Below are 12,426 nucleotides of genomic sequence, written 5' to 3' on the forward strand. Positions count from 1 at the left end.
CATGGTTTTACCCCGCTGGCTCATCCGCTCGGCGCTGGTCGTGACAGTCGCCCTTGCCGGCCTGCTGACCTGGCGCGCCGTGGACAGCCTGCAAGGCCCACCGCTGCAACCCTGGCACACCTTCGTGCCGGACGAGCTCAGCGCCCCGCAACTGGACCACGCCGACTGGCAGGTGTGGCTGGCCGCCGAAAACCAGGCCATGGCGCAAGTAGCCAGCCAGGTCACTGCCAAACTGGACCTTGGCCAGGTACCCCGGGTGAACCGTTACCGGCAGGACAGCATTGTCTACCCGGCCCATTTCGCCCAGGACTGGAACCGCTCGTTCGAACTGCGCCCCGCGGGTGCGCCCAAGGGCGTGGTGGTGTTGCTGCACGGCCTGACCGACTCACCGTTCAGCATGCGCCACCTGGCCGAGCACTACCGCGACGCTGGTTACCTGGCGGTGGCCATCCGCATGCCCGGCCACGGCACGGTGCCCGCCGGCCTGACCCACGTGCACTGGCAGGACTGGCTGGCCGCCACCCGCCTGGCCGTGCGCGAGGCCCGCCAACAGGTGCCCGCGCCTTTGCCCCTGATTCTGGTGGGCTATTCCAACGGCGGCGCCCTGGCCATGACCTACACCCTGGACAGCCTGGACGATGCCAGCCTGGCGCGCCCTGCCCAGGTCGTGCTGTTGTCGCCCATGATCGGCGTGGACGGCTACGCGCGGTTTGCCGGCATTGCCGGGTGGCCGGCGATTTTCCCAGCCTTTGCCAAATCGGCATGGCTGGATCGCCTGCCGGAGTTCAACCCGTTCAAGTACAACTCGTTCCCGGTGAACGCCGCGCGCCAGTCGTGGCTGCTCACCAGCCACTTGCAGAAGGCGCTGGCCGCCCATGCCAAGGTCAACGGGTTGCAGGGGCTGCCGCCGATCCTGACCTTTCAGTCACTGGTGGATTACACCGTCAGCACGCCGGCGGTGATCAACCGGCTGTACCGCTTGCTACCGGACAACGGCAGCGCCCTGGTGCTGTTCGACATCAACCGCGCCAGTGACTTTGGTGGCCTGTTGGACGACAGCGCGGCCACCTCGGTGGAGCGCCTGCTGCCGGCCACACCCCGGCCTTGGCGCACCACGCTGATCACCAACGCCGCCAGCAACGGCCCCGCCACCGTGGCCGTGGACACCCCGGCCGACCGCCAGGCCAGCACCACCACGCCCTTGGCAGCCAGCTACCCTCGGGATATTTTTTCGCTGTCACACGTGGCCATGCCCTTTCCCGTCACCGATGGCCTGTACGGCACCCAGCCTGCGGCCACGGACCGCTTCGGCATTCACTTGGGCACCCTGGCCGCCCGGGGCGAACGCGGGGTGTTGGTGGTGCCGCTGGACGTGTTGATGCGCATTGGCTGCAACCCGTTTTTCGATTACCTGCTGCAACGGCTGGACGCTACCTATCGGTAACCGCAACTGTCGTGCGTGGGAGCGGGTTCTACCCGCGAAAAGAACACCGTGGAGTAGCTGATACGCCAGGGTGCAGCCTATAGCCGCTACAGGTATCTTAGGCATACGTTTATCCACTGGAGGCTGATCATGCGCCATTGGCTTTGCCTGTTGTTTGCCCTGCCCGCCCTCGCCCAGGCCAGCCAATGGCTGGCCGTGGAACCGCAACCCGGCCAGGGCCAGTTGCACTATTACGCCTCGCAGCCCGCCAACACCCAGGCGCGGTCGGCGTTGATCGTGCTGCACGGTTTTCATCATGATGCCCGGCGTACGTTCGACGTGGGCACGGGGCTGAGCCCCAACGGCCTGGTGATAGCACCGCTGTTTCAGAGCCGGGGCAGCAAGTGCCAGGCCGAGGATGAACCCGTGCCACAAGCCGTTGAGCTGCAATGGAGCTGCGGTGGCTGGGCCCAGGGCGACCCGGCGTTGAACGCGCCCTCGGTCACCTCGTTCCAGGCCATGGACGCGTTGATTGCCGAGGTGCATCGGCAGTGGCCCTCGGTAAACACCATCACGGTGGCGGGCTTTTCGGCCGGGGCACAATTGGTGCAACACTACATAGGCTTTGCCGCGCCGCAACCGGGCCTGCGCTTCGTGGTGGCCGACCCCGGCAGTTGGCTATATTTCAACAGTGCACGGCCCTACCCGGTGGGCGATTGCCCGGCACTGGAACAGTGGAAATATGGCACCCGGCAATTGCCCAGCTGGCTAGCCCACGATGGGCAGGCCGCAGCCAAGCAATACGCCGCGGCTGAAGTCCACTACCTGGCCGGCACCCTGGACACCGGCAGCGGCAAAGGCACCGCCTACAAGGTGCTCGACCGTTCCTGCGCCGCCATGGCCCAGGGCCCGTTTCGCCTGGAACGGGCGCAGGCTTATGCCCAGGCCCAGGGCGCGCCGCTGATCGAGGCGCCGGGGTGCGGCCATGATGTAGCCTGCGTGTTCAACGCCCCTGCGGCGCGCGCCGTGCTGGTCCCTTAGCGGATACCCGGCACACGCACCGAATCCTGCGAGCACTGCATCTTCACCCCACGCCCGCAGGAGGTGAATGCCAGGTCCTTGGACAAACATACGCGCACCTCGGCCAGTTGCGCGCCGCTGCACCGCACTACCACGCCATCTTCGGGCATGCCGGGGTTACTCTGGCGCAACAGCTGCACGATCTGCCGTGGCGCAAATGACTGGGCATTTTCCGAGGGTTGCAGCGCGCCCGGCACCTTGACCCGGCCCACGGCCTTGTCGGCGGTGCTCAGGTAGTCGGTGGCGCTCAGGCCGCTGCACGTACCGTGCTTGGTCCACTCATGGTCCAGCAGTTGCCGGCTGGGGTACAGGCCGGCGCCCTGACTGCGTTCGGCCGGGGACAACGGCGTGATCGGCGCGCAGCTTTGCGGCCAGCCGCCCTTGGCGTACTGCGGCCACAGGCCATGAAGCACGAAGCCGTAGCCCTTGCCGCTGCACTGCTCGTTATTGCCGTGGGTCAGGCAAAAGGTGGGCGACCACGACAGGCTCAGCAGGTAGTAATCGAACTGCCCCGCCACCGCTTCCGGACGCGTGCCCTTCTGCCGCGCATCTGCTGTGCCCAGGCTGCACAGCAGCACCAGGGTAATCAGTACGATCCTCGTCACGTCATCTCTCCGCTCAATGGTGCGCACACTTTAGCAGGTGGCCTCCCGTGTTACCCATTCTGTGGCAGTCGGTGACACTGTTGGTGCACGGCCGGGCAATGCGCCGGCCCGCCAGCCACGCCGGCAGCGGGTCACAGGGCATGGCGCGCATTGTGCATTGCCGTTGGCCCCTCGATTGACGCGAAGCAGTCATGCGCCCCAAGGAATTGAAGCACTGGACGGCCGGCATCACCCACCTGATGAGCCAGCCCGATGGCCATGCGCGGTTATGCGCCCTGGGCCACTGGTTGCAGGCCGTGTGCCCGGTGGACCATTTTGTGCTGTTTGTCTATGAGGGCAACCACCGACCATTGGCGCTGTTCGACACCTTCCCGGCCGACAAGCGCGCCATCTATGTGGATGACTACCAGCGTGGCCCCTACCTGCTGGACCCCTTCTACCTGGCCTGTACCCGGCAGCAGGCGCCGGGGCTGTGGCGCCTGCGGCAGTTCGCGCCCGACCACTTCTACTTGGGCGAGTATTACCTCACCTATTACCAGCAGACCGGCCTGGCCGAGGAAGTGGCGTTCTTTGTGCACCTGGGCGACGGCGCCATGGCGGTGTTGTCACTGATGCGCGCCAGCAGTCGCTGCGCGTTCAGCCGTGAAGAGTTGCAGTGGCTGGAATGTGCCCAGGCGGTGGTCGAACAGGTGGTGGCCACGGCCTGGCAGTTGCGCCAGGCCCAGCAGCCGCGCCCCGAACAGGACCTGGACTTCAAGATTCGCGAGGCCTTCGAGCAGTTCGGCGCCCGCACCTTGACCAGCCGCGAGCAGGAAATCGTGCAACTGCTGCTGCGTGGCCATTCCAGTGCGTCGGTGGCCGAGCAATTGGGTATCAGCCCCGGCACCGTGAAAATCCACCGCAAGAACCTCTACGCCAAATTGGGCATCGGCAGCCAGGCCGAGTTGCTGGGGCTGTTCATCCGCGAGCTGACCACCTCGTGATGTGGGGCTGGCTTGCCAGCGAGCTTTTGGGTGCATGAACCGCTCGCACGCAAGCCAGTTCCCACAAGAGCCCTCCGTATCCCCCAAGGGATATATACGCCCCCGCCACCCCATTGCTAATTTGGCCCCCGACGCAATCACGCACAGCAAGGGAGCCGCACCGTGGACGATCGCCAGCCCAACGACATCGAGTTCTGCAACGTGGTCAAGCGCTACGGGGATGTCACCGCCGTCGACGGCCTGAATTTCAGCGTGCGCCGTGGCTCGTTTCATTCCTTCCTGGGCGGCTCGGGCTGTGGCAAGACCACCACCCTGCGCATGATCGCCGGCTTCGAGCAGCCCAGCGCCGGCCAGGTGCGCCTGGCCGGCCAGGACGTGGCCGGGGTACCGGCGTTCCAGCGCCCGGTAAACATGGTGTTCCAGCACTACGCGCTGTTCCCGCACATGACCGTGGCGCAGAATGTCGCCTACGGCCTGCGCTACCGCACCCCGCGCCCCGACAAGGCCAGCCAGCAGCGCCTGGCCGACGAGGCGCTGGAAATGGTGCGCCTGACCGGCCTGGGCCAGCGCAAGCCCAGCGAGCTGTCCGGCGGCCAGCAACAGCGGGTGGCGCTGGCCCGGGCGCTGGTGAACAAACCCACGGTGTTGCTGCTCGATGAACCGCTGGCCGCCCTGGACCGCAAGCTGCGCAAGGAAATGCAGTCGGAGTTGCTGCGCCTGCAACGGGAAGTGGGCATCACCTTTGTGCTGGTCACCCACGATCAGGAAGAAGCGCTGTCCATGAGCGACAGCATCAGCGTGATGCGTAACGGCGCCATTATCCAGACCGCCAGCGCCCGGGAGCTGTACGAAGCCCCGGCAAACCGCTACGTGGCCGATTTCATCGGCGAGTCCAATCTGTTCGACGGCACCGTGCAGCGCCTGCACGGCAACGCCGTGGTGCTGCGCACCGCCCACGGCCTGGAGCTGACCAGCCCGTCTACCCCCAATGGCAACGGCCTGCGCACCGACAGCGCAGCCTGCATTGCGGTGCGCCCGGAACTCATCGCCATTGCCGCCGATGGCCAGGCACTCGCCCGCGACGTGACCCTCAGCGGCCTGGTCGAAGACCGTATCTACCTGGGCAACTGCACCGAATACCGCGTGCGCACCCAGGCGTTCGGCATCGTCTGCGCACGGGTACCGCGCCAGCAGGACGGCCACGGTTTTGCGCACGGCAGCGCCGTGCGCGTGGGCTGGGACCAGGCCAGCGGCCTGGCCATGAACGCTTGATCAACCAATTCGTTTCATCAACGTGATGGGGAATGTGCTATGGACCAGAAGACCTTTATCAAGACCCTGCGCAGCTGGCAGAACGGCTCGATCAACCGGCGCGACTTCCTCGGCCGCACCGGCCTGGGCATCGCCGCCGCAGTCGTGGCCAGCAACATGCCAGGGCTGCTGATGAGCGATGCTCAGGCCGCCGAAGCCGGCAAGCTGGGCGATCGCCTGTCGCTGGCCACCTGGCCCAACTACCACAGCCAGGAAAACCTCGACAACTTCGCCAAGACCACCGGCGCGCGGGTGTCCATGAGCGTGTTCGGTTCAAACGAGGAAATGCTCGCCAAACTGCAGGCCGGCGGTAGCGGCTGGGACGTGCTGGTGCCCACCAACTACACCATTAGCACCTACGTGGGCCTGGGCCTGATCGAGCCGCTGGACCTGTCGCGCATCCCCAACTTCGACGCCAGCGACTTCCAGCAGAAGTTCATCGCCCAAGGCACGGTCAATGGCAAGGTCTACGCGGTGCCGAAAAACTGGGGCACCACCGGCATGGTGTTCGACAAAAGCAAGCTCAAGGCCGGCCCCACCAGTTGGAAGGAATTCTGGGCCGCCGCCCAGGGCCCGGCCAGTGGCCAGGTGATGGTGCACGACTACCAGTTGACCGCCATCGGCAACGCCCTGAAAAACTTCGGCTACAGCTTCAACTCCCTGGACTCCAAAGAACTGGCCGACGCCGAGAAGCTGCTGATCGAGGTCAAGCCGCACCTGTTTGCCATCAACTCCGACATCCAGCCATCCATGCGCAGCGGCGACGCGGTGTTGGCCATGTCCTGGACCGGTGACGCTTCGCAACTGCACCGCGACAATGCGCAGATGCAGTTTGAACTGGGCAAGGAAGGCGGCGAGATCTGGAGCGACTTCTTCGCCATTCCGAAAAGCTCAGAACACAAGGACGCCGCCTACGCCTTCATCAACTACCTGCTGGACCCGCAGCACAACAAGCTGGAAGTGCTGAGCCACGGCTACCCCAGCGGCGACAAGCGGGTGGATGCACTGCTGCCCACAGCGATGCTCGACGACCCGATCATGTACCCGGCCGCCGAAGCCCTAAGCCCCCTGGAGTTCGGCGCTGCTGCCACGCTCACCAGCCCTGCGCGCGCCGAACTGATGGCCCGCTTCAAGTCCGCCTGAGCCAAGGAAACCGCCCATGAATGCCGCCACCCGCACTCGCCCGCTGAGCCACGCCAGCCCCCTGCCGCCCCCGGTGCGCAGCCGTAGCCGGCGCTTCACGGCGCTGATGCTATTGCCTTCCACCTTGTGGTTTGTGCTGTTGCTGCTGATGCCACTGGTGATCATTCTGGTCTTCAGTTTCGGCCAGCGCAGCACGGTGGGCGGTTACGCGGGCGGGTTCACCTTGGACAACTACCTGAACCTGGGCTCACGGGCGGCGGCGTTCGGCAACACCCTGGTGCTGGCGCCGCTGGGCACCCTGGTGTGCCTGCTGGCGGCCTACCCGCTGGCGTATTTCCTGGCAGTGAAGGTGCAGCGCAACCGCTCGCTGCTGCTGACCCTGGTGATCGTGCCGTTCTGGACCAGTTTCCTTATCCGTACCTATGCGTGGATTTTCATCCTCAGCGGCAAGGGCATTCCGGCGCTGCTGGCCAGCCTGGGCCTGGAAGGCGTGCGCCTGATCAACACGCCGTGGGCGGTGCTGATCGGTATTGTCTACGGCTATTTGCCGCTGATGGTGTTCCCCATCTACGTCAGCCTGGAAAAACTCGATAAACGCCTGCTCGAAGCCAGCGCCGACCTGGGTGCCAGTGCCTTGCAAAGCTTTGTGCGGGTGACCCTGCCGCTGTCGGCGCCCGGGATCATCACCGGGGTGATGCTGGTGTTCATCCTGCTGATGGGCGAGTTCCTGATACCCGCCATCCTGGGCGGCGGCAAGGTGTTCTTTGTCGGCAATGCCCTGGTGGACCTATTCCTGCAATCGCGCAACTGGCCCTTCGGCAGTGCCCTGGCCATGACCCTGGTGGCGATGATGCTGGTGATCATCGGCGTGTACCTGAAACTGGTCGCCCGCGTCGGCGGCCGCCCGGCCGACGGAGGGCTGTAGCATGTGGCTGCGCAGTTATTCGACCTCGCTGTACCTGTTCCTCTACGCACCCATCGCCCTGATCGTGCTGTTCAGCTTCAACGCCGGGCGCAGCGGCCTGGCGTTCGAATGCTGCTCGGTGCAGTGGTTTGGCCGTGCCTTCGGTAACCCGTTTATCATGGAAGCCCTGGGCCACAGCGCCTTCATCGCCACCACCTCGGCGCTGCTGGCGACGCTATTCGGCACCCTGGCGGTGTTCGGCCTGCAACGTGCCGGGCGGCGGGTGCGGATGCTGTTCGACGCCCTCACCTACTGCGCCATCATCATTCCGGGAATTGTCATCGGCATCTCCACGCTGATTGCGTTCATCAGCCTGTTCGACCTGATCAACCCGCTGCTGGCGGCTTGGCTGCCCCAGGTACCGCGGCTGAACATGGGCTTTGCCACGGTGATCGCCGCCCACTCGCTGTTCACCATGGCCTTGGTGATGGTGATTGTGCGCAGCCGCGTCGACACCCTGGACCAGGCGCTGCTGGAAGCCTCGGCCGACCTCTATGCACCGCCCCTGGAAACTTTCTGGCGGGTGACGCTGCCGCAGATCACCCCGGCCATCCTGGCGGGGTTCCTGCTGGCGTTCACCTTCAGTTTTGACGACTTCATCATTGCGTTCTTTGTGGCCGGGTCGCAGACCACCCTGCCCATCTACATTTTCTCGTCGATCCGCCGGGGCGTGACGCCCGAGATCAATGCCCTTTCCACGGTGATCATCTGCGCCTCCATGGCCCTGCTGTTCACTTCCCGTTATTTGCAGAATCGCCGTAACGGCGCCTAGGAGTCAGGCATGCGTGACCAGTTGTACATCAACGGCCAATGGGTCAGCCCGGACCTGGGCAACTACCTGCCCGTGCAGGACCCGGCCACCGGCGAAGTGCTGCAGCAGGTGGCCGCCGGCACCGAGGAAGACATCGACCATGCGGTGCGTGCGGCGCGGCGTGCCTTCGACGGCGGCTGGGGCCAGAGCAGCGGCGCCGAGCGCGGCCAGTGGCTGCGCGCGCTGGCCAAGGACCTGAGCGAACAGCAGGACAGCCTGGCCCACCTGGAAGTGCGCGACAACGGCAAGCCGTTGCCCGAAGCACGCTGGGACATCGCCGATGCCATTGGCTGTTTCGAGTATTACGCCGAACTGGCCGAGGCCCTGGATGATCGCCAGGACCAATCGCTGGCCGTCAGCGATGCGCGCTTTCGCTGCCGCATTCGCCACGAACCGGTGGGCGTGGCCGGGCAGATCATCCCCTGGAACTACCCCTTGCTGATGGCCGCCTGGAAAGTGGCCCCGGCCCTGGCCGCAGGCGCCACCGCGGTGCTCAAGCCCTCGGAACTGACGCCCCTGAGTGCCCTGGAACTGGCCGCCAGCGCCGAACGCATCGGTTTGCCCGCCGGCGTGCTGAACGTGGTCACCGGCCTGGGCAGCGAGGCCGGCAGCGCCCTGACCGAACACCCGGGGGTGGACAAGCTGGCGTTTACCGGCAGCGTGCCCACTGGCGCGAAAATCATGACCAGCGCCGCCCGGGACATCAAGAACATCAGCCTGGAGCTGGGCGGCAAGTCGGCCTTCATCGTGTTCGACGATGCCTCGGTGGACGCCGCCGTGGAGTGGATTCTGTTTGGCATCTTCTGGAATCAGGGCCAGGTGTGCAGCGCCACTTCGCGCCTGCTGGTGCAGGACAGCATCGCCCCGCGCCTGATCGAACGCCTGGTGGAGCAAACCCGGCGCATCACCATCGGCCCCGGGCTGGAACCGGGCGTGTTGCTGGGGCCATTGGTCAGCCAGGGGCAGTACGACAAGGTCATGGGCTACATTGACCAGGGCCAGGCGACCGGCGCGCGCCTGCTCACCGGTGGCCAGCGCCCGGCGCACCTGCCCAGGGGCTACTTCGTCAGCCCGGCGATCTTCGACGAACCGGCCCTGGACAGCGCCCTGTGGCGCGAGGAAATTTTCGGCCCGGTGCTGTGCATCAAGCGTTTTCACAACGAAGCCCAGGCGGTGCAGATGGCCAACGCCAGCCGCTTCGGCCTGGCCGCAGCCGTGATGAGCGCCGACCCCGAGCGGGCGACGCGCGTTGCCAACTTAATGCGCGCCGGTATCGTGTGGGTCAACTGCTCGCAGCCCACCTTCGTCGAGGCGCCGTGGGGCGGCATGAAGCACAGCGGCATTGGCCGCGAACTGGGGCAATGGGGCTTGGATAATTACCTGGAGGTCAAGCAGGTGACCGAGTACGTGGGCGCAGAACCCTGGGGGTGGTACCTCAAGCCCTGACCCTCCCCCCGCACCTGGCTCAAGCAGCTTGCGACGATAGGAGCTGCCGCCAGGCTGCGAAGGCCCGCACCGCGGGCCCGCGATCGGCCTGACACCGCCGAAGGTCCTGCGGACCTTTTCGCAGCCTCACGGCAGCTCCGGGGGAGCGCACAGGTGTAGTCAGAACAAGCCCATCTGCCCGCCCACCAGCGTGGCGAAGTCGTCATCGACAAAGGGCAGGATGCCGTCCGCCACCGGCTGCAATTGCCGGCTGATGTAGTGGTCGTAATCGATGGCGGCATCAATGGCTTCCAGCGGCTGCGGGCCGGCCAGGGTAATGACGTAGCTGATCCAGCCACCACGCTGATACTGCAATGGCCGACCGTGGCGGGCATTGAACTCGTCGGCCAGGCGCGCGGCGCGCACGTGGGGCGGCACATTGCGCTCGTAGTCATCCAGCGGCCGGCGCAGGCGCTTGCGGTACACCAGTTGCTCGTCCACCTCGCCCGCCAGGGTCTTTTGCACCAGGGCGCGGACGAAATCCTGATAGGGGCGGTGGTGAAAAATACGCTCGTACAGCTCCTGCTGAAACGCCCGGGCCAGCGGCGACCAGTCGGTGCGCACCACTTCCAGACCCTTGTAAACCATTTCGTCGCTGCCATCGGCGCGGCGTACCAGCCCGGCATAACGCTTTTTGCTGCCCTCTTCCGCGCCTCGAATGGTGGGCATCAGGAATCGCGTGAAATGGGTTTCGAACTGCAGCTCCAGGGCGCTGTGCAAACCGTATTGATCCTGCAGGTGCTGGCGCCAGAATGCATTCACATGGGCCACCAGAGCGCGACCGATGTCTGCCGCTTCCTGCTGGCCGTGGGCGCGCTTGAGCCACACGAAGGTGGAGTCGGTGTCGCCGTAGATCACTTCATAGCCCTGGCCTTCCACCAGTTGCCGGGTGCGCTGCATGATTTCATGGCCGCGCAGGGTAATGGACGATGCGAGACGCGGGTCGAAAAAACGGCAGCCGCTGGAGCCCAGCACGCCGTAGAAGGCGTTCATGATGATCTTCAGGGCCTGGGACAATGGCTGGTTGTGATGCGCCTTGGCCGCCTCGCGCCCCTGCCACACCGTGTTGACGATGGACGGCAGGCAATGGCGTTGGCGGGAGAACCGCGCGCCGAGAAAGCCGGGCACCGAATGCGCGTCGTCGGGTTGGCGCAGGCCCTCTATCAACCCAATGGGGTCAATGAGAAAGCTGCGGATGATCGACGGATACAGGCTTTTGTAGTCCAGCACCAGCACCGACTCGTACAACCCGGGCCGCGAGTCCATGACAAACCCGCCCGGGCTGGCCTGAGGCGGGCGCTCGCCAAGGTTGGGCGCCACGAAGCCCTGGCGGTGCATCAACGGCAGGTACAGGTGGGTGAACGCCGCCACCGAGCCGCCGCTCTGGTCGGCGGGCAGGCCGGTGACCGTGGCCCGTTCAAGCATGAAGTCCATGATGCGCGTGTGCTCGAAGATACGCAGCACCAGCTCGCAGTCCTTTAGGTTGTAACGTGCCAGCGCCGGTTTGTCCTCGGCGAACAGGCGGTTGATCTCGTCCATGCGCTGGTACGGCGTGGCAATCGACTTGCCCTCGCCCAGCAGGGTTTGCGCGACGTTTTCCAGGCTGAACGAGGGGAAGCTCCAGGTAGCCTGACGCAGCGCCTCGATGCCGTCGATGATCAGCCGCCCGGCGGCGCTGGCAAAGTAGTGCCCGTTGCCGCTGCCGTGCTCGCGCCACAACAATTCGCCGCCGTTGCGCCCCAGGCGCAGTTGCACGCCATGGCGCCGGGCCTGTTCGTGCAGCACCCGCAGGTCGAACTGCACCACGTTCCAGCCGATGATCACGTCGGGGTCGTGCTCGGCCATCCACTGGTTCAAGCATTCAAGCAGCTCGACCCGCGACTGGCAGTACTGCAGGTCGAAATCCAGCCCCGATGCGTCGCCATTGGCCGGGCCCAGCATGTAGACCTGGTGCTGACCGCACCCTTGCAGGCCGATGCAATACAGTTCCCCATGCTCGGTGGTTTCGATGTCCAGCGATAACAGCTTGAGCGTGGGCCGGTAGCCGGGCGCGGGCTTGAGCTGGGCGCCCAGCAGCAGGCCATTGGCGTCCGGGCGCCCGGTGATACTGGCCGGGGCGTTGATGAAGCGCTCCATCAGGTAGCGCTCGGGCGGGCGGATGTCGGCTTCGTAGACATCGATGCCGTTTCGGCGCAGGGTCTTTTCCAGGTCAAGCAAATGCCGGTACTGCTGGCAGTACAGGCCCTGCACCGGACGGTGGTGAAAATCCTGCAAGCCCAGTGGGCGCAGTTCGGCGCCCTGCTGTTGCGCCACCCACCGCTGGGCGTGCTCAGCCTGCGCCTGGGGCACGAAGGCCACACACGGCTGCACGGGCAGGCGCACTTGGCGGGGGCCTGCGTCGGTGGCCAGCCAGAATTCAATCTCCGTGCCCGCGGGCGTGTCACGCCAATGACGGGTGAGGATAAAACCTTGCTGGACATCCACGGCACTGAACCTCGGTTGAAACGCGCTGCCGAAACATGGCGCAAAGAAACCATTGTACCCGTTCATGCCAACGATTTGACGCAGCCCATGGCTTTGCCCAAGCTACGCGCCTTTCCACTCGTTTTGCGGATACCCCT

General features: G+C 65.4%; 10 protein-coding genes. 8 read left to right on the forward strand and 2 right to left on the reverse strand.

Going from position 1 to position 12,426, the window contains the following annotated elements:
• Position 1 precedes the first annotated feature (1 nt).
• Together PMM47T1_RS14900 and PMM47T1_RS14905 are read left to right on the forward strand one after the other, a co-directional pair.
• A complete protein-coding gene (locus PMM47T1_RS14900) occupies positions 2-1,444 on the forward strand; it encodes an alpha/beta hydrolase (RefSeq protein ID WP_008370247.1) in 1,443 nt (480 codons plus the stop codon).
• 129 nt (positions 1,445-1,573) lie between these two features.
• Complete coding sequence (locus PMM47T1_RS14905) at positions 1,574-2,464, forward strand: hypothetical protein (protein WP_008370249.1); 891 nt, start codon at positions 1,574-1,576, stop codon at positions 2,462-2,464.
• On the opposite strand, the gene PMM47T1_RS14910 is transcribed toward PMM47T1_RS14905, so the two are convergent.
• A complete protein-coding gene (locus PMM47T1_RS14910) occupies positions 2,461-3,108 on the reverse strand; it encodes a ribonuclease T2 family protein (RefSeq protein WP_008370251.1) in 648 nt (215 codons plus the stop codon). The genes PMM47T1_RS14905 and PMM47T1_RS14910 overlap by 4 nt on opposite strands.
• A 191-nt stretch (positions 3,109-3,299) precedes the next feature.
• Here PMM47T1_RS14910 and PMM47T1_RS14915 point away from each other — a divergent pair, with 191 nt between their 5' ends.
• The 6 genes from PMM47T1_RS14915 to PMM47T1_RS14940 all read left to right on the forward strand — a co-directional run bounded on the left by PMM47T1_RS14915 (position 3,300) and on the right by PMM47T1_RS14940 (position 9,766).
• Positions 3,300-4,091 carry a helix-turn-helix transcriptional regulator gene (locus PMM47T1_RS14915; RefSeq protein WP_008370254.1) on the forward strand — a complete coding sequence of 264 codons (792 nt, stop codon included), beginning with the start codon at positions 3,300-3,302 and terminating at the stop codon, positions 4,089-4,091.
• Positions 4,092-4,253: 162 nt separating this feature from the next.
• Entirely contained in the window at positions 4,254-5,363 is a 1,110-nt protein-coding gene (locus PMM47T1_RS14920) for an ABC transporter ATP-binding protein (protein WP_008370256.1), read from the forward strand.
• Positions 5,364-5,402: 39 nt separating this feature from the next.
• A complete protein-coding gene (locus PMM47T1_RS14925; RefSeq protein ID WP_008370258.1) occupies positions 5,403-6,545 on the forward strand; it encodes an ABC transporter substrate-binding protein in 1,143 nt (380 codons plus the stop codon).
• A 16-nt stretch (positions 6,546-6,561) separates the two neighbouring features.
• Positions 6,562-7,470, forward strand: a complete 909-nt coding sequence (locus PMM47T1_RS14930; protein WP_008370260.1) for an ABC transporter permease — start codon at positions 6,562-6,564, stop codon at positions 7,468-7,470.
• Between the two features lies 1 nt (position 7,471).
• Positions 7,472-8,281 (forward strand): ABC transporter permease, encoded by an 810-nt coding sequence (locus tag PMM47T1_RS14935; RefSeq protein ID WP_008370262.1) that lies wholly within the window; start codon positions 7,472-7,474, stop codon positions 8,279-8,281.
• Positions 8,282-8,290: 9 nt separating this feature from the next.
• Positions 8,291-9,766, forward strand: a complete 1,476-nt coding sequence (locus PMM47T1_RS14940) for an aldehyde dehydrogenase family protein (RefSeq protein WP_008370264.1) — start codon at positions 8,291-8,293, stop codon at positions 9,764-9,766.
• Positions 9,767-9,925: 159 nt separating this feature from the next.
• Here the strand turns inward: PMM47T1_RS14940 and PMM47T1_RS14945 are convergent, their stop codons facing one another.
• Positions 9,926-12,289, reverse strand: a complete 2,364-nt coding sequence (locus tag PMM47T1_RS14945; protein WP_008370266.1) for a DNA polymerase II — start codon at positions 12,287-12,289, stop codon at positions 9,926-9,928.
• Positions 12,290-12,426 lie beyond the last annotated feature (137 nt).

It is taken from the genome of Pseudomonas sp. M47T1, from assembly GCF_000263855.1.
Taxonomy (GTDB): domain Bacteria; phylum Pseudomonadota; class Gammaproteobacteria; order Pseudomonadales; family Pseudomonadaceae; genus Aquipseudomonas.